Genomic DNA, 17,447 nt, shown 5'->3' on the forward strand with positions numbered 1-17,447 from the left:
AATATTTTAAATAACATCAAATGAATAAGTCGTTCATCTATCATTCATATTGAATAAGAGGCCGACAGTATACAAAAAAACCAAAAACATTCATTTTTTGAAATGTAAAGAAATGTTCAGATCTCATGTCTTTGATTTCTAAACACGGAAATATTCCGGCTCGACGAAATCAAGCCGGAAAAAACTTCAAAATGATTTAGCCGCCGTCACTTCTACTTCAACCAAAAATTCCGGTCGGGTAAATCCGGTGACGATAAGAAGCGTTGAAACCGGTTTTGGTTCCAACGTATAACGATCACGCACCGCCATATAGGGTGCAAAATCCTCTCGGCGCGTTACAAACCCGGCGATGCGGATGACATCCGCATAACTCATGCCCGCTTCGGCCAGAATGATGCCAATGGCCTCGAAGCACAGAACCGCCTGGCCTTCGAGATCATTGGGAATACTGTCATCGACACCGATCCCGACTTGGCCGGAGGTGACCAGCAGGCTGGCGCCCGGAGGCACCAGCAGGCCGTGATTGTAATTGCCGAAGGGTCTGCGCACCGAAGGCGGATTGAAGCTTTGCTTCATGCGTCCCACCCGACGATGCCTTTGATTTCCAGGAAATCGTGGATGGCCCAATCGGCATATTCGCGGCCATTGCCGGATTGTTTGTAGCCGCCGAATGGCGCGAACGTGTCCCAATCCGGATAGTTGAGATAGACCGACCCGGCCCGCATCTTCTTCGCCACGTCGCGGGCGTGTTCAATATCGGTCGATTGCACATAGGCCGCCAGCCCATAGACCGTGTCATTGGCGATCTCGACCGCCTCTGCTTCGTCTTTGTAAGGCAGAATCGACAGGACGGGACCGAAGATTTCCTCGCGCGCGATGGTCATGTCGTTGGTGACATTGCCGAAGATGGTCGGGCGAATGTAATAGCCGCGGTTCAGCCCTTCCGGGCGTCCCGACCCGCCGGTCACCAGCGTTGCACCGTCCTTGATGCCCGCCTCGATCAGCCCCTGGATCTTGTCATACTGGATCTGGCTGACAACAGGGCCAAGCTTGGTGTCTTCACTGCGCGGATCGCCGGTCACGAAAGTTTCCGCCTCGGATTTGGCGTAAGACAGCGCCTCGTCATGACGGTCGGCGGGTACCAGCATTCTTGTCGGCGCATCGCAGGACTGGCCGGAATTGCCGAAACAACCCTGCACGCCCTTGCGCACTGCCGTTTCGAAATCGGCATCCGGCAGGATGATATTGGCGGATTTGCCGCCGAGTTCCTGGGCGACGCGCTTCACCGTTTCCGCCGCAGTCTTCGCAACAATAATCCCGGCCCGGGTGGAGCCGGTAAAGGACACCATGTCAACATCGGGATGACCGGCCATCACCTGGCCGACATCCGGGCCATTGCCGCTGACCATATTGTAGACGCCCTTCGGCGTTCCGGCGGCTTCCATCACTTCGGAGAATATAATGCCGCTGATCGGGGCGATCTCCGACGGCTTCAGCACCACCGTGCAACCAGCGGCGATGGCGGGCGCGACCTTGCAGACGATCTGGTTCAGTGGCCAGTTCCAGGGCGTGATCAGCGCGCAAACACCAATCGGCTCCTTGACCACCATAGTGCCGCCGCGCTGTTCGGAAAACTTGAATGTCTCCAGCCCGGCAATCGTCGCTTCCATATGGGCACGACCGGCCCAGGCCTGGCTTTCCAGCGCAAAACTGAGCGGCGCGCCCATTTCCTGGCTGACGGCCTTGGCAATATCCTCAAAACGGTTGTTGTATTCGGCAAGCATCCGCTTCAGCAGCGCCAACCGCTCATCCACCGACCACAGCGAAAAGCTGGCGAAAGCCCGCTTGGCAGCCGCCACCGCCTTGTCGACATCGGCCTTGGAGCCAACCGAAATCGACGTATAGGCCTCTTCCGTTGATGGATCGATCACCTCAAGCGTTGCGGGGTGAACCGGATCAACCCATTCGCCATCGATGAAGAATTTCAGATGATTGCTCATAGTGCCTCCGGTGTGTGTTTGGGTAAGACTATCGGCAAAGACAGCAGAGCTGCAAGCCGATTTACGCCTATCCCTGTCCTGGATCGGCTGGAAGCTGCCAGTCGATGGGGACCTCTCCATGCGCTTCCAGATAGGCATTGGCCTTCGAAAACGGCTTTGAACCGAAAAAGCCGTTATGGGCGGATAGTGGCGATGGATGCACGGATTTCAGCACCAGATGCCGAGCCGGATCGACGAAAGCCGCCTTTTTCTGCGCGTAAGCCCCCCAAAGGATGAAGACTACATGCTCGCGGCGTTCGGCCACGGCATGGATGACCCGGTCGGTGAACTTTTCCCAACCCTTGCCCTGATGCGATCCGGCCCTGCCCTCTTCCACCGTCAACACGCTGTTGAGCAGCAGTACGCCCTGGCGCGCCCAATGCTCCAGAAAGCCGTGACGCACCGGGGCAATGCCGAGATCGGCCTGCAATTCCTTGTAGATATTGACCAGCGACGGCGGAATGCGCACGCCGGGCTGGACAGAAAAGCACAGGCCGTGCGCCTGTCCTGCGCCGTGATAGGGGTCCTGCCCCAGGATCACCACTCGCACCTTGTCGATAGGAGTCAGATCCAGCGCCCGGAAATACTCCGGCCCTTTGGGGAAAATCGGCTTGCCCTGCTGCTTTTCCTCGACCAGAAACTGCTTGAGGGTCTGCATATAGGGCTTTTCGAATTCCTCGCCGACCACGGCCTTCCAGCTGTCTTCCAAGCGAAGCGTCGATTGCGCCATCAGTCTCTCCTCACTGTCAGGGGTGTCAATAACCGCCAGTCGCCTCTGGTCCTGCCTCACCTTTGACGCTGCGCAGATGGTTGGCCGCAGCCGCAACCAGCAGGCCGACATCGCTTTGCGTGGCGATGAAGCGCGCGCCTGACCGGCGGGCAAGATCGATCATCACAGGATCGGTTGACATGATTCCAGCGGGCTTGCCCAGCGCCTTGGCCCGGCGCAGAACATCCTCCACTGCCGCGTAAACCTCCGGCGCGTCAGCCCGGCCCGGAAAGCCGAGATCTGCCGCAAGATCCGCAGGCCCGATCAGCACAGCATCGACGCCCTCGGTGGTTATGATCGCCTCCAGATTGGCCATCGCCAACCGGCTTTCGATCTGCACGATCAGGCAGATCTGGTCATTGGCGGTTGCCACATAATCGCCGATTCGGCCAAAATCGGAGGCTCGGCCAAGCCCGGCCCCCATGCCGCGAATGCCAAACGGCGGGTAGCGGCAGGCTTTTGCAGCAGCCAAGGCCTGGTCTGGTGTGTCGACCATCGGGATCAGCAGCGTCTGCGCGCCGATATCCAGTGCCTGCTTGATTAACCAGGCCTCGCCCACGGCCAAACGCACCACCTGATGGGCGGATTGACGGGCGGAGGCGGCAAGCTGGGCTGCCAGCAGCGGAATGTCGTTTGGCCCATGCTCGCCATCGATCAGCACCCAGTCATAACCGGCACCGGCACAAAGCTCGGCTCCATGCGCAGAGGCCAGCGCCACCCACAGGCCGTAAAGCACAGCGTCCTGCCGCAGGGCTTGCTTGAAACCATTGACGGGTGCGGGCATCGGCCAATCTCCATTCGCTGTCGTCAGACTTTCATAGCCCTCATTGCAGATGCGGTTCAAGGCCGATCCTGCCGGTATCGGACTGAAACAATTGACAGCTCCTCCCCTTTGCCTCTACCTCATCAGCCAAGGGAAGAGGTTTTTAATGGCACGCAAAGCAGGTTCCAACGCCAGGCTGGACGACGCCGCCCGCGCCGGCTGGCTCTATTATGTGGCTGGCCGCACGCAGGACGAGATCGCCGCCGCGATGAATATTTCCCGCCAGAGCGCCCAGCGGCTGGTGTCGCTGGCGGTTGCCGAAAAGCTGGTCAAGGTCCGCCTCGATCACCCGATTACTGTCTGCCTGGAACTGGCCGATGCGGTGAAACAGGCCTATGGCCTGAAGCAGGTTGAGGTCGTGCCGACCGATCCCGGCTCGGACGCCACCGCGACAGGCATTGCCGAGGCGGGTGCCGCCGAACTGGAGCGCTGGCTGAAACGGCCGGACCCGCTCACCATCGCCATGGGCACGGGCCGCACGTTGCGCGCCATGATCGACCAATTGCCGCAGATGGACTGTCCGCAGCACAAGATCGTCTCGCTGACCGGCAATATCAGCCCGGATGGATCGGCGGCCTATTTCAACGTGATCTTTTCCATGGCCGATGCGGTGAAGGCCCGGCATTTTCCGATGCCCCTACCAGTCATCGTTTCCAGCGCAGAGGAGCGCGACCTGTTGCACCGCCAGCCGCTGGTTGCTCCCACCATCGCGCTTGGCAGCCAATCCGATGTGACCTTCGTCGGTATCGGTGAGATGACCCTCAACGCGCCCTTGCTTCAGGACGGATTCTTGAAGGAAGCCGAAATGCGCAATCTTCTTGCCATCGGCGCCACCGGTGAAATCTGCGGCTGGATCTTCGATGCCAAGGGCAAGCTGCTGGACGACCCGGTCAATAGCCGCGTCGCCAGTATGGCGATCCCGTCGCGTCAAACCTCTGTCGTGATCGGCATGGCGCGCGGCAAACGCAAGCATGCCGCCATCCGGGCTGCTGCCCGGGGTGGCCATGTCAACGCGCTGATTATCGATGAAGATGCGGCACGCTTTCTGCTCGGACTGTGACCTCTGGAGACGGTGAAACGGGCTTACGGCAGCTTGCCGATAACAGCAGTAAGGACGCGATGGCGATCTGCCCGACGACCGGCAGGCAGGCATAGTGCAGGACGCTGATTGCGCCGCCCGGCACGACACCCATCACCAGCCAGACCAATGCGGTATTGCTGACGACCCAAAGGATCAAAAGCCACAACCGCATCCGACGCCAGCCAGCCGGGATGACGGCCTTGATATCGCCGACCAATCCCTTGGTGCCCCAACTGACATCGTGGAAATTGGCAAGCGCGTAACTCAGCAGATAGAAGCTGGCGACGGGCGCGGACGGGATATAGAGTACGAATAATCTCAGCAGATCGGACATCCCGCGGGACGAATGGCAAAAGACCGCCATGCCGAGGATAAGGGCAACCATCAGGATCGCTCCCTGAATGACAGGACCAACCTCAACAAGGCAGATGGCAAACCCCAGGACCGTGCAGGCCAGCAGGATGCCCAGGCCAAGGCCATGCAAGCCGCCATGCAGCCTATGGCTCAGAGACCGTCCCCCCTCCCTCGCCTTCATGCTGACCAGGCAATAAAGCCAGAACAGCAACACACCCGTCGCCATCACCCATGCCAAACTCTGGCCCGCAACACCATTTTTGGCCTCGTCTTGCCAAAACCCTGACGTCAGGGAGACAAGCAGGGCCAGTGACGCCGGGATGAACCATTGTTCCAGCAATTGCAGCAGGGTCCAGGCCAGCGCCAGTGCCATCGAGCACCAGCGGACAGGCGGCAGGCGACCGTGCCATAGCAGATCGGCAAGGCTGCCGATGGCCGTCAGGCGCGCCACAAGCGTACTGTTTGTCCAACGGCGGCGCTGGCGCAGCAATTCGCCAACCGTCGCGCAGCCATCGGTGACAAGATTGGCATCGTGATGATAGCGGATGGTGCAGGCAGGGTGGCTTTTGACGATTTCCGCGCCGATGATTCGATCCTCGGCGAGAAACAGATTGGCCTCCATCAGGCTCTTAGGCCTGGAAAGCCCGCGAAGATAGGCAGCCAGAGGATCGCCGTTTGCCCCGCGTCTCAAGGCCGACATTCTGAACAGGCTGGCCTGCCCCGGCACGACTTCAAGATAGCCCAAGCCGTTGCCAATCGGCCAATCCGATAATTTCTGCCAGAGAAAATCTGCCTGTTGCCAGCTTTGCAGCCAATCGGTCAAGGCGGCGTCTTCCATGACGATATTGGTGGCAAGGGCTGCACAGTCAGGCTCGCGCCCCATCTGCGCCAGCAATGCCGGTAGGCAATCGGCAGCAGGTCTCGACCCGGCATCAATCTGCAAGACAAAATCTGGCCGCAGGCGTTCGGCAAGGCTTCGAAAGAAGAAGGCATGGCTATCCAGCTTGCCCCTGTTGCGGTCCTTCACCGCCAGATGCACGCGAAGAGGATTGCCGTTGACCCCGGTCAGCAGATCCATCGGAATAAGGCGGGTCTGAACGCGAACTTGCGCCTCATCCGCCCCATGCTGGCCGATGCCCGCTGCCTCAGGATCGCAACCCCAATCGAGATCGAAGCCAAGCCGGTTGAACAGTGCCTCGGTCTCTGGATGAACGCGGTCGCGGCCATCCAGCACGATGGCCACTTCCAACCGTGGTATAGGGCCGTTTCGGCTAGCCAGCATGTCCTGATTGGCCGCAAGACAGGCCAATGTCCCCGCCACCGCCTCGGCAGGCTCGTTGAAGAGTGTCAGGCAGGCGAGAATATCCGTACCCTCGGACAAGGTCTGATTGAGGGGTTGATCATCAAACCCAAAAGTTTTGAGAGTGTCATCCTGCAACGAGACAGGCGCGCGCAAAGCGGCAGCCTGTCCGGCTGCACTGTCACGTGCAACTGGAGAGAACAATATCACTGCAATATCCTTAAATTATTCGGGTCAGTGTTTGCAGGCGGGCAGGTTTATTCTGGGCCTGACAGGCTCTAGAACAACGCCAGAGGCGCAAAGCCCTGTGCGGCAATCGGATTGGTTGGAAACTGCCAGAAATTGCCGATCACCGAAGCGTAGACACTGCGGAAATCGGTGGTGAAAACCGGATTGCCTTCCGCGTCGAGCTTTTCCAGATCGCTGCGAGTGCCATAAAGCCCAGGCTTGATCCCGCCTCCCATCATGATAACAGGGCTGCAAGAGCCATGGTCGGTCCCGCCAGAGGCATTTTCAGCCGGTCTGCGGCCAAATTCCGAATGGGCGATAACAAGCGTATCGTTCCAGACGCCAATCTCCTTCAGCCCGCGACGCAGGCCCATCAGCGTGTTCTGAACCTTCGCCAGCAGACGCTCGTGCTCACCCCGCAGATTGGAATGCTGATCGAAACCACCGATGCTGATCTTGAACAGCGGCGATTTCACATCCTGTTCAACCATCCAGAGCAAAAGAGCCGTCTGGGCATCAATCGGGTCCATGTAGTAATCGCGGGTAAACCGCGCCTCAAACCGGTTATCGCCCTTCAATTTGGCGGCAACCCGGCCGATAACCTCCTGCTGATCGGCCATAAGGCGGGTCAGATAGGCGAGCGCAGCGTGATCGTCCGCCTTGTCGGCGTCAGCCATCACACTGGGCGCCCCGCTGCGCAATGCATCCTTATTATCCACCGTCAGGATGCGCATGCCCTCGCCCTCAAGCAGGTCCTGATTGCCTGAAAACACCACACCATCCGCATCGAAGGGTCCTGCATCCTTCCGGTTCGCCTGCAAGACCTGGCTGACCCAACCGCCACTGGAAATGCCTTTCCTGGACCCGCCTGCCCAAATTTCCGCCGATTGGAAATGCGAGAGATTGTTATCGGGATAGCCGACATCCTGGATGATGGCGATTTCGCCATTGTGATAAAGATCCGCCATCTGCCGCCAGGCCGCATTGAAGCCCAACTCCGAGTTGAGTGGCAGGATCTCATCGCCTTTCAGGCCGATGGTTGGCCGCAAATGCCGGTAGACCGGGTCTTTGAAAGGCACCAGTGTGTTCAGGGCATCATTGCCACCGAAAAGTTCGAGTAAAATCAACCGGCGGGCAGAACCGGCAGTGCCCGGTCCGGCCGCCGCCAAAGCCTGCCTTGCCCACAGCGGCATAGAGCCGACCGCAAGACACCGCCCCATCCATGTCGCAAATTCACGGCGCGATAACCCATGCCTGTTAAACATAGCCATTCATTCCCCCGAAATATAATGGTGAAAAAATTACTTAAGGTTGTATTGCGGATCTGTCGTCATCGACCGGATAAGATCAACCAATGCCGAACTTCGTTCAGCATCGCCGGTCTTGCCGACAGGCTGCATTGTCATGGCAATTGGTTGAACCACAGGCTGGGCAACGGAGGGAACGAGCGCTGGCTTTTCCGCCCGGGCAGACAAGACAGGCCGCCCCAAAAGCCATTGCCCAGCAAGGTTCTCACGGCTGAGGGAACCCTCGCCAACACGCGCCATCATCACCTCGAATGCCTGTTCGAGAGGTTCCCTGGCATCGAATACATCTTTTGATTGTAGGCGCGCCGTCGTATATTCAATGTGACTGTTATGGTCGGCCCGCAGATCATCTATCGTCGCCTGCTGCGTATCGAAAGGCGCTATATCGAACACCAGACCGACATTGCAGTAGAACATGCCGCGCGGTGCGCCCGCACAGGGCGCATCCAACGGGCTCCAGCGGCTAAGCTGCGGCGGATAGCGGCGTCCCGCAACCTCGACCCAATTGACGAACAGGCGGCTGTCAGGATCGCTGGAAACATGGGTTATCTCCACACTGCGGATATCCGCGGGCAGGTTTTCCGCCGGGATAATTGCCGTTTCCCACATCGGTTTCAAACCGCCATTATCGCCCTGGGTCCGCTGCTTTTGCAGATCCAGTCCAATGGTTTGTCTGACGGTGGCAACCTCAGCCCCATTGACCCGCACGGTAAACACGGTCGGCACCATAATAAATTCCGAGCTGAAACGGATCGCGAGATCGCCTGGTTTGGGGGTGCGATCAGCAACCCGCAGCGCATCCCAAAGCCTGGAGACCACAAGCCGCCGAAGCACCAGGGTCTTCATGTTCAGCCAGGACGTCCCCTCGCGCCAACCGGCAACGGACGGTGCCATGAACGGTGTCTGCCCAAGCTTATCGAGATAGGTTACCAAAATCATCGCGTCCGGCGGGGTCAGGCCGAAGCTGCGGCAGAACCCGACAACGAGATCAATCGGCGATTTGACCAGATCGCCTCTGTTGGCCGGGCTCCAGAACTCCGGGCTGAGCAACAGGGCGCGCAAGAAGGGCCGCAGCTCATAATCGTGATCGCGCAAGACACCCGCCAGCCGGTTGGTGGCCTCAGGGTTCGGACGTATGGACACGAAGGCGGCATAGAATTTTCCGGCAATAAACTCGGCTGTTTGCGGTTGCGCTAAGAGAATATCAGTCAGGCGATCAATCTGATCCTGACTGCCCGCCGCAATAGGCTGGCCCAGAACGATCTTTTCCCCGGTATCCGCCTGATCGACAGCGAAGCGATAGCGCCAGCCACCTTCAAAATCCACGCCATGCCCCGCCAGGACCCGCGACACTTCACGCACATCGCGCTGGTCATAGTGTCCGATGCCAAGCGTGAACAATTCCATCAGCTCGCGCGCCAGATTTTCATTGGGACGGCTGCTGGTGTTCCAGACATTGTCCAGGCTGGTCAGCATCATCGGATCACGTAGGACATCCCGCAGCAAGACCCGAAAATTTCCGCCACCTTCCCGGCGAAACAGCGCGATCTGATCGAAGAGCGGCGCACTGACCCGGCCCGGATCGAAGCGCGACACGAAATGGCCGTGCCAAAACAACGCCAGTCTTTCAGCAAAAGGCGTATCGGTGGCGATCATATGGCTGATCCACACCGCCTGCATCTGATCGCGCTCCGCCACATGTTGCAAGATCATGTCGCGGTTTTCCCAGCCACTCGCCCAGTAATCCGGCCTTGGGCGGGAAACAAACGGCGGCGGCTCCGGTAACTCCGGATGGGCGAGACTGTCAAGAAAACGGTCGACAGCCTCTTCCCGCGTCAGTTTCACTAAAGTGGTCACTTCAGCCGGACTGGCACCGAAGGTAAGGCGCTGCAATAGATGACGCGCCTCGTCAACGTCCATGGCGCGCGCTGGTAAAGATAAAAGGACAAGCAAAACCATCGGCAAAACAAGCCGATTGAATAAACAATTCGCGAAAATCATGCTTATCGCCCCCCAGCGAAAACAACATAACCCGGAATTTTGATATATTATTAGCAAGAGTCAATTTATTTATTAAAAAATAATAAATATAATCGATTATATTTATTATATTATTCAATATTGATAATTATATTTATATTTTATGTAAGTAAATCAATATTTTCAAAAACCCACAAAAAATTAAAATATATATAGCAACATATATGAATATAAATATGTCTTTTCAATTCTCCTTTTCACGATGGCAGCTATTTCTCGCACATGTGTGTCTGTCCAGCATTCCCTACCAATGACATTGGGCGGTTGACGTGAATGAATATCAAGCTCCTGATAAATTTGAAATATTCAAAATTCCTTCAATATCACGAGGGTTTACGACATTAGGCCTGCCGCTGGACAGGAATTCGAACATGACTTCGGCAGTGCAGCAACGAATTGCGATTGACATTTCGAGGCAGGATGTGAGTATTTGCCCATGAGTAAAGCGAATGCTCATTAGATCGCGAGTGAGATCAAGGTCTATCGGTTGATTTACCAGTGGCCCGTCGGCAGACCCTCAAGGGGCCTCCGGGTTCCACCTGGTCTTCTGGGAGGAAGAAATGACATTGAAAACACTATTGCTGGGCGCCTGCTCAGTCTTCGCCATGGCTGGCGTGGCCTCTGCCGAAACGCTGACGATTGCCACCGTCAACAATGGCGACATGATCCGCATGCAAAAGCTGACGGATGATTTTACAAGCAAGAACCCCGGCATTGATGTGAAGTGGGTGACGCTGGAAGAAAACGTTCTGCGCCAGAAGGTTACCACCGATGTGGCCACCAAGGGCGGCCAGTATGATGTGATGACCATTGGCATTTATGAGGCCCCGATCTGGGGCAAGCAGGGCTGGCTGGCACCGCTGGACAAGCTGAGTGCCGACAAGGCTTACGACGCAGCCGACCTTCTGCCGCCAGTGCGGTCTGGCCTGACTGTTGATGGCAAGCTTTATGCGGCACCGTTTTATGCCGAAAGCTCGATGGTGATGTATCGCAAGGATCTGTTTGAAAAAGCAGGGCTGAAAATGCCGGAAGCTCCAACATGGGACTTCATCAAGGAAGCAGCTGACAAAATCACCGATAAATCCAAGGAAGTTTACGGCATTTGCTTGCGTGGCAAGGCTGGCTGGGGCGAAAACATTGCCTTCCTATCCGCCATGTCCAACTCCTTTGGTGCGCGCTGGTTTGATGAACAGTGGAAGCCGCAGTTTGATCAGCCGGAGTGGAAAAAGACCCTTCAGTTCTATGTGGACCTAATGAAGAAGGACGGCCCTCCCGGTGCCTCCTCCAACGGCTTCAATGAAAACCTCGCCTTGTTCCAGACCGGCAAATGCGGCATGTGGATTGATGCCACCGTGGCAGCATCCTTCGTGACCAACCCGAAGGAATCCAAGGTTGCTGATCAGGTCGGCTTTGCTTTGGCTCCCGATAATGGTCTTGGCAAGCGCGGCAACTGGCTGTGGTCGTGGAACCTCGCCATTCCGGCTGGCTCCAAGAAGGTCGAAGCCGCTGAAAAGTTCATCGCTTGGGCAACGAGCAAGGACTATCTGAAGCTGGTGGCAGAGAAGGATGGCTGGGCCAATGTTCCTCCGGGCACGCGTACCTCGCTTTATGCCAATGCTGATTACCAGAAGGCAGCACCGTTTGCGAAGATGACGCTGGATAGCATCAACTCGGCAGACCCCAAGCAACCAACCGTCAAGCCTGTGCCTTATGAGGGCGTGCAATATGTGGCTATCCCGGAATTCCAGGGCATCGGCACCGCCGTTGGCCAGCAATTCTCGGCAGCACTGGCCGGTCAGACCACGGTGGATCAGGCGTTGAAAACGGCGCAGACGTTGACTGAGCGTGAGATGAAGAAGGCGGGTTATCCGAAGAAGTAAGGGTTGAGTGCGGGGGTTTACCCCCGCCATCTCGCCCACAATGTATGACAGTGCAAGCGGCCCCCTCACCCCGCCTCCGCTACGCTCGGCGGACCTCTCCCCGCTGGGGCGAGGAGAGAAGCCGGCGCTGCGGCTCTTTCCCTCTTCTCCCCATTCCCTATGTAAAGTGGGGGGAGAAGGTGCCGGCAGACGGATGAGGGGGCGGCTGGCACTGCCCTACGATGTGTGAGCAGGACAGCAAGCCCCCGCCCAACCATAAAACAAAAACCCCAACACACCCAAAGAGGCGCGGCAGACATGGCGACGACCCATACCCATTCCTCGGCCCGATGGATGATGGCCCCTTCGGTTATCCTGCTGTTTGCATGGATGATTGTGCCGCTGGTCATGACCATCTATTTCTCAACGCTGAACTATAATCTGCTGATGCCCGGCGTGCATGAATTCGTCGGCCTGCTGAATTACGAATATTTCCTCACCGATCCGGCGTTTTTTGCAGCGCTGACCAACACGCTGATACTGGTGGGTGGCGTGCTCGCTATCTCGATCATTGGTGGCATTGCGCTGGCACTGCTGCTGGATCAGCCGATGTTTGGCCAAGGCATTGTCCGCATTCTGGTGATTTCGCCGTTTTTCATCATGCCAACCGTTGCCGCACTGGTGTGGAAAAACATGCTGATGAACCCGGTGAACGGCCTCTTTGCCTTCGCTTTCCGGGCCGTTGGGCTGGAGCCGCTGGATTGGCTGGCCACCATTCCGCTGCTCTCCATCATCATCATTGTCGCATGGCAATGGCTGCCGTTTGCCACCCTGATCCTGCTCACCGCCCTGCAATCGCTGAGTGAGGAGCAGAAAGAAGCCGCCGAAATGGATGGCGCGGGGCCGATCTCGAAATTCATCTATATTACGCTTCCGCATATGGCCCGTGCCATCACCGTGGTGGTGCTGATTGAGACCATCTTCCTGCTCTCGGTTTTTGCTGAAATTCTGGTCACCACCAATGGCGGCCCCGGCACCGACAGCACCAACCTGACCTATCTGATCTACAATCAGGCCCTGCTGCAATTCGACATTGGCGGCGCATCCGCTGGCGGCATTGTGGCTGTGGTGCTGGCCAATATCGTTGCCCTTTTCCTGATCCGCCTCATCGGCAAGAACCTGGAGAGCTGATCAATGGCACGCGCAATTTCAACCAAGCGTAAGCTGACCTTTACCCTCATTGCCTGGGCAATCGGGCTGTTGCTGTTCTTCCCGATCCTGTGGACCTTCCTCACCAGTTTCAAAAGCGAAGGCGATGCCATCGCCTCGCCTCCGGTGTTTTTGTTCTTCCACTGGACCACAGAAAATTATGTCGAGGTGCAGGGACGCTCAGACTATTTTGCCCACTTCATGAACTCGGTGATCATCTCCTTTGGCTCCACGCTTCTGGGGCTGGCCATTGCCATTCCGTCCGCTTGGGCCATGGCGTTTTCGCCCACCAAGCGCACCAAGGATGTGCTGATGTGGATGCTCTCCACCAAAATGATGCCGCCGGTGGGTGCGCTGATCCCGATCTATCTGCTGTTTCGCGATGGCGGATTGCTCGATAGCCGCATCGGTCTGGTGGCGGTGCTGACCATGATCAACCTGCCGATCATCATCTGGATGCTCTACACCTACTTCAAGGAAATTCCAGGCGAAATTCTGGAAGCCGCCCGCATGGATGGCGCATCCCTGATCAAGGAAATCATCTATGTGCTGACGCCGATGGCCGTGCCGGGCATTGCCTCGACAATGCTTTTGAACATCATTCTGTCATGGAACGAGGCGTTTTGGACCCTCAACCTCACCACGTCAGTGGCGGCACCGCTGACCACCTTCATCGCCTCCTATTCCAGCCCCGAAGGCCTGTTTTACGCCAAGCTCTCGGCTGCCTCCACCATGGCGATTGCTCCAATCGTTGTGCTCGGATGGTTCAGCCAGAAACAGCTGGTGCGCGGACTGACCTTTGGCGCTGTGAAATAATAAGGATCACCTATCATGGGCAGTATTCAGCTTAAAAACGTCTCCAAGGCCTTTGCCGAGCATAAGGTTATTCCCGGCATTGATCTGGAGATCAACAATGGCGAATTCGTTGTGTTTGTTGGTCCCTCTGGCTGCGGCAAGAGCACCCTGCTGCGGCTGATTGCCGGGCTGGAGGATACATCCGGCGGCAAGATTTTTATTGATGGCACTGACGCCACTGACCGCAAACCATCGGAGCGCGGCCTTGCCATGGTGTTTCAATCCTATGCGCTTTACCCGCATATGAGCGTGCGTTCCAACATTGGCTTTCCGCTGAAAATGGCGGGCATGGACAAGGGCGAGATTGACAAGAAGGTGACGGATGCCGCCCGCATCCTCAATCTCACAGATTATCTCGACCGCAAACCGCGCCAGCTTTCTGGCGGTCAGCGTCAGCGTGTGGCGATTGGCCGCGCCATTGTGCGCTCACCCTCGTGCTTTTTGTTTGATGAGCCGCTCTCCAATCTGGATGCGGCGCTGCGCGTCAACATGCGGCTGGAGATCACCGAGTTGCACCAGAAGCTGGGCGCGACATCAATCTACGTCACCCACGATCAGGTGGAAGCCATGACCATGGCCGACAAGATTGTGGTGCTGAACAAGGGCCGCATTGAGCAGGTCGGCTCGCCAATGGAGCTCTATCACAAGCCCGCTAATCTGTTTGTCGCAGGCTTTATTGGCTCACCGAAAATGAACCTGATTTCTGGGGAGACCGCTGCCAAATACGGTGCCACCACCATCGGCGTGCGCCCGGAACATGTGACGCTCTCCACCACCGATGGCGCGTGGAAAGGCAAGGTGACGATTGCCGAACATCTCGGCTCCGACACCCATTTGCATGTTGATGTTGAGGGCCTTGGCCATCTCACCGCCCGTGCGGATGGCGATTTCACCGCCCGCCATGGCGACACGGTGTTCATTACCCCGGATGACAGCCGCATTCATCGTTTCAATGAACAGGGCCTAAACGAGAAGGAGATGTCAGCATGACTGGCAGATTAGACGGAAAATCCGCCCTGATTACCGGCTCCGCCCGTGGCATTGGCCGTGCGTTTGCAGAGGCCTACGTGCGGGAAGGTGCCACGGTTGCCATTGCCGATATCAATATGGAACGGGCATTGGAAACCGCCAAAGCCATTGGCGAGAAAGCCTATGCCGTTCATCTGGATGTGACCAATCAGGCCTCCATCGATGTCGCTATCAAGGCTGTGGAAGAGAAAACTGGCGGCCTCGACATCCTCATCAACAACGCCGCTCTGTTTGATCTTGCACCCATCGTGGACATTACCCGCGAGAGCTATGATCGGCTGTTTTCCATCAATGTCGCTGGCTCACTCTTCATGCTGCAAGCGGCGGCAAAATCGATGATCGCCAGAGGAAAAGGCGGCAAGATTATCAATATGGCAAGCCAGGCCGGACGGCGCGGCGAAGCGCTGGTGGCGGTCTATTGCGCCACCAAGGCGGCGATTATCTCAATCACCCAATCGGCCGGGCTGGACCTGATCAAGCATGGCATCAATGTCAACGCCATTGCCCCCGGCGTGGTCGATGGCGAGCATTGGGATGGCGTCGATGCGCTGTTTGCCCGCCACGAGAACCGCGCCCCCGGCGAGAAGAAAAAGCTGGTGGGTGAGGCTGTTCCGTTTGGGCGCATGGGGACGGCGCAGGATCTTACCGGCATGGCGATTTTTCTGGCGTCCGCTGAGGCCGATTATGTGGTGGCTCAGACGTATAATGTCGATGGCGGCAATTGGATGAGTTGAGATGAAAGGGTTTGCTGAGGCGTTTTGTGGAGTGGGCTTCGCACCCCCTCATCCCCCTTTCTTTATTAAACGAGGCGGGACCTTCTCCCCGCTGGGGAGAAGAGACTTTGTGGATATGGCGAAACTCAAAAAGCAACTGCTTCAAACCGCATCCAGCAAACATCGGCAAAATAAAGCATGGGACCGTACAACCTGCCTCTTCTCCCCAGCGGGGAGAAGGTGGCGGCAGCCGGATGAGGGGGGCGAAGCCACCAAGCCACACGCTCCATCCCCGACATTGCACCCCTTCACCCATTTCCCAAAATTCATTCAGGACCTAACCCAATGACCATAAAACTCTCCCTTTCCACCCTGCCCGACGCCTCCACAAAGGCCGCCATTCCCACCTACACCCGCGAAAGCCTCACCCCCGGCATCGTCCATTTCGGCGTTGGCAATTTCCACCGCGCCCACCAAGCCGTCTACCTGCACGAGCTGTTCAACCTCGGCAAAGACCTCGATTTCGCCATTATCGGCGCGGGCGTGCTGCCATCCGATGCCACGATGAAAGACAAGCTGGCAGGCCAGGATTACCTGACCACCGTGGTGGAACAGGATGTGGCCAAAAGTGCCGCCACCGTCACCGGTCCGATGGTGGATATGATCGCGGCACCGGATTTTGACGGCATCATTGAAAAGCTGGCCGATCCCGCCATTCGCATCGTCTCCATGACCATCACCGAAGGCGGCTATTTCATCGATCCCGCCACTGGCCATTTTGACCCAAAACACCCGGCCATCGTGGCAGACGCCCAAAACCCCGACCAGCCCAAAACAGTCTTCGGCCTGATCATCGCAGGCCTCAAGGCCCGACGTGCCGCCAATATTCCACCCTTCACCGTGATGTGCTGCGACAACATCCCCGGCAATGGCGAAGTGACGGAAGCCACAATCATCGGCCTTGCCAAACTTTCCGATCCCGATTTTGCCGAGTGGATTCTCCATCACGTTGCCTTCCCCAATTCCATGGTGGACCGCATCACCCCCGCCACCGGCCCGCGCGAGATTGACATTACCCGCGATGCTTACGGCATTGATGATGCATGGCCAGTGTTTTGCGAGGAGTTCAAGCAATGGGTGCTGGAGGACAAATTCCCCCTCGGTCGTCCTGCTTTCGAAGAGGTTGGCGTCACCTTTGTGGAAGATGTGGCACCTTATGAGCTGATGAAACTGCGCATTCTCAATGGCGGCCATGCGGCTATTGCCTATCCGGCAGCGCTGATGGACATTCACTTCGTGCACGAAGCCATGGAAAATCCGCTGATCCGGGCCTTCCTTGCCAAGCTGACCCATGATGAAATCATCCCAGTGGTGCCACCCGTGCCCAACACCAGCTTGCAAGACTATGCCACGCTGATCGAGAGCCGCTTCTCCAACCCCAAGATCGGCGACACCATTCCGCGCTTAGCGCAGGATGGCTCGAACCGTCAGCCAAAATTCATTCTGCCATCCACAGCAGATCGTCTCGCCAAGGGGTTGGATGTCACCGGGCTGGCTTTGGTGTCGGCCCTTTGGTGTCATTATTTCGAAGGCACATCCGATAGCGGCAAGCCGATTGTGTTCAACGATGCCAGTGCGGAGCGTCTGCAAAAAACCGCCATTGCCTCGCGGCAAGATCCGCTGCTATTCCTAGCGCTGGACGATATTTTTGGCACCGTGGGGCAAAATGACGTGTTCAGGCAGCGCTTTGCAAAAGCGCTTTCACACCTTCGCACCCATGGCACAGCACAAACCCTGCAAAGCTACATCGACGGCGGCCTCGCAGCGGCATAAGGATTGTT

General features: G+C 57.2%; 14 protein-coding genes. 7 read left to right on the top strand and 7 right to left on the bottom strand.

Going from position 1 to position 17,447, the window contains the following annotated elements; all coding sequences use genetic code 11:
- Positions 1-186 precede the first annotated feature (186 nt).
- The 4 genes from AVCG78_RS11840 to AVCG78_RS11855 all read right to left on the bottom strand — a co-directional run bounded on the left by AVCG78_RS11840 (position 187) and on the right by AVCG78_RS11855 (position 3,592).
- Positions 187-576 carry a RidA family protein gene (locus tag AVCG78_RS11840; protein ID WP_015916974.1) on the bottom strand — a complete coding sequence of 130 codons (390 nt, stop codon included), beginning with the start codon at positions 574-576 and terminating at the stop codon, positions 187-189.
- Positions 573-2,000, bottom strand: a complete 1,428-nt coding sequence (locus AVCG78_RS11845; RefSeq protein ID WP_071207425.1) for an aldehyde dehydrogenase family protein — start codon at positions 1,998-2,000, stop codon at positions 573-575. Before AVCG78_RS11845 ends, AVCG78_RS11840 begins: the two co-directional genes overlap by 4 nt.
- A gap of 67 nt (positions 2,001-2,067) precedes the next feature.
- On the bottom strand, positions 2,068-2,769 hold the full coding sequence (gene ung / locus AVCG78_RS11850) for a uracil-DNA glycosylase (protein ID WP_015916976.1): 702 nt from the start codon (positions 2,767-2,769) through the stop codon (positions 2,068-2,070).
- A 25-nt stretch (positions 2,770-2,794) separates the two neighbouring features.
- Positions 2,795-3,592 (bottom strand): HpcH/HpaI aldolase family protein, encoded by a 798-nt coding sequence (locus tag AVCG78_RS11855; RefSeq protein WP_071207445.1) that lies wholly within the window; start codon positions 3,590-3,592, stop codon positions 2,795-2,797.
- 145 nt (positions 3,593-3,737) lie between these two features.
- On the opposite strand from AVCG78_RS11855, the gene AVCG78_RS11860 reads away from it, so the two are divergent.
- Entirely contained in the window at positions 3,738-4,691 is a 954-nt protein-coding gene (locus AVCG78_RS11860) for a sugar-binding transcriptional regulator (protein WP_071207427.1), read from the top strand.
- On the opposite strand, the gene AVCG78_RS11865 is transcribed toward AVCG78_RS11860, so the two are convergent.
- From AVCG78_RS11865 to AVCG78_RS11875, 3 genes are all read right to left on the bottom strand, one after another.
- On the bottom strand, positions 4,651-6,576 hold the full coding sequence (locus AVCG78_RS11865) for a glycosyltransferase family 2 protein (RefSeq protein ID WP_156582839.1): 1,926 nt from the start codon (positions 6,574-6,576) through the stop codon (positions 4,651-4,653). The two genes, AVCG78_RS11860 and AVCG78_RS11865, sit on opposite strands and share 41 nt — an antisense overlap.
- A gap of 68 nt (positions 6,577-6,644) precedes the next feature.
- A complete protein-coding gene (locus AVCG78_RS11870) occupies positions 6,645-7,865 on the bottom strand; it encodes a DUF1501 domain-containing protein (RefSeq protein ID WP_071207431.1) in 1,221 nt (406 codons plus the stop codon).
- A gap of 30 nt (positions 7,866-7,895) precedes the next feature.
- Positions 7,896-9,821: a DUF1800 domain-containing protein gene (locus tag AVCG78_RS11875; RefSeq protein WP_234665060.1), complete on the bottom strand. Its 1,926-nt coding sequence runs from the start codon at positions 9,819-9,821 to the stop codon at positions 7,896-7,898.
- Between the two features lie 680 nt (positions 9,822-10,501).
- Here AVCG78_RS11875 and AVCG78_RS11880 point away from each other — a divergent pair.
- The 6 genes from AVCG78_RS11880 to AVCG78_RS11905 all read left to right on the top strand — a co-directional run bounded on the left by AVCG78_RS11880 (position 10,502) and on the right by AVCG78_RS11905 (position 17,439).
- The gene (locus AVCG78_RS11880) at positions 10,502-11,821 is read left to right on the top strand and encodes an ABC transporter substrate-binding protein (protein WP_071205078.1); all 1,320 of its coding nucleotides are present in this window, start codon (positions 10,502-10,504) and stop codon (positions 11,819-11,821) included.
- A gap of 297 nt (positions 11,822-12,118) precedes the next feature.
- Entirely contained in the window at positions 12,119-12,991 is an 873-nt protein-coding gene (locus AVCG78_RS11885) for a carbohydrate ABC transporter permease (protein WP_071205079.1), read from the top strand.
- Between the two features lie 3 nt (positions 12,992-12,994).
- On the top strand, positions 12,995-13,825 hold the full coding sequence (locus AVCG78_RS11890; protein ID WP_071205080.1) for a carbohydrate ABC transporter permease: 831 nt from the start codon (positions 12,995-12,997) through the stop codon (positions 13,823-13,825).
- Between the two features lie 15 nt (positions 13,826-13,840).
- Positions 13,841-14,854 (top strand): ABC transporter ATP-binding protein, encoded by a 1,014-nt coding sequence (locus tag AVCG78_RS11895; RefSeq protein WP_071205081.1) that lies wholly within the window; start codon positions 13,841-13,843, stop codon positions 14,852-14,854.
- Positions 14,851-15,627 carry an L-iditol 2-dehydrogenase gene (locus AVCG78_RS11900; protein ID WP_071584745.1) on the top strand — a complete coding sequence of 259 codons (777 nt, stop codon included), beginning with the start codon at positions 14,851-14,853 and terminating at the stop codon, positions 15,625-15,627. The genes AVCG78_RS11895 and AVCG78_RS11900 overlap by 4 nt, the downstream gene beginning before the upstream one ends.
- Before the next feature lie 324 nt (positions 15,628-15,951).
- The gene (locus tag AVCG78_RS11905) at positions 15,952-17,439 is read left to right on the top strand and encodes a mannitol dehydrogenase family protein (protein ID WP_071205084.1); all 1,488 of its coding nucleotides are present in this window, start codon (positions 15,952-15,954) and stop codon (positions 17,437-17,439) included.
- Positions 17,440-17,447: the final 8 nt, after the last annotated feature.

Source organism: Gillisella vitis (assembly GCF_021559775.1).
GTDB lineage: Bacteria > Pseudomonadota > Alphaproteobacteria > Rhizobiales > Rhizobiaceae > Allorhizobium > Allorhizobium ampelinum.

What these genes read in the sequence shown, in the direction of transcription:
- AVCG78_RS11840 (WP_015916974.1), bottom strand. Translation starts at nt 576, where the DNA reads ATGAAGCAAAGCTTCAATCCGCCTTCGGTGCGCAGACCCTTCGGCAAT.
- AVCG78_RS11845 (WP_071207425.1), bottom strand. Translation starts at nt 2,000, where the DNA reads ATGAGCAATCATCTGAAATTCTTCATCGATGGCGAATGGGTTGATCCG.
- ung (WP_015916976.1), bottom strand. Translation starts at nt 2,769, where the DNA reads ATGGCGCAATCGACGCTTCGCTTGGAAGACAGCTGGAAGGCCGTGGTC.
- AVCG78_RS11855 (WP_071207445.1), bottom strand. Translation starts at nt 3,592, where the DNA reads ATGCCCGCACCCGTCAATGGTTTCAAGCAAGCCCTGCGGCAGGACGCT.
- AVCG78_RS11860 (WP_071207427.1), top strand. Translation starts at nt 3,738, where the DNA reads ATGGCACGCAAAGCAGGTTCCAACGCCAGGCTGGACGACGCCGCCCGC.
- AVCG78_RS11870 (WP_071207431.1), bottom strand. Translation starts at nt 7,865, where the DNA reads ATGGCTATGTTTAACAGGCATGGGTTATCGCGCCGTGAATTTGCGACA.
- AVCG78_RS11875 (WP_234665060.1), bottom strand. Translation starts at nt 9,821, where the DNA reads ATGGACGTTGACGAGGCGCGTCATCTATTGCAGCGCCTTACCTTCGGT.
- AVCG78_RS11880 (WP_071205078.1), top strand. Translation starts at nt 10,502, where the DNA reads ATGACATTGAAAACACTATTGCTGGGCGCCTGCTCAGTCTTCGCCATG.
- AVCG78_RS11885 (WP_071205079.1), top strand. Translation starts at nt 12,119, where the DNA reads ATGGCGACGACCCATACCCATTCCTCGGCCCGATGGATGATGGCCCCT.
- AVCG78_RS11890 (WP_071205080.1), top strand. Translation starts at nt 12,995, where the DNA reads ATGGCACGCGCAATTTCAACCAAGCGTAAGCTGACCTTTACCCTCATT.
- AVCG78_RS11895 (WP_071205081.1), top strand. Translation starts at nt 13,841, where the DNA reads ATGGGCAGTATTCAGCTTAAAAACGTCTCCAAGGCCTTTGCCGAGCAT.
- AVCG78_RS11900 (WP_071584745.1), top strand. Translation starts at nt 14,851, where the DNA reads ATGACTGGCAGATTAGACGGAAAATCCGCCCTGATTACCGGCTCCGCC.
- AVCG78_RS11905 (WP_071205084.1), top strand. Translation starts at nt 15,952, where the DNA reads ATGACCATAAAACTCTCCCTTTCCACCCTGCCCGACGCCTCCACAAAG.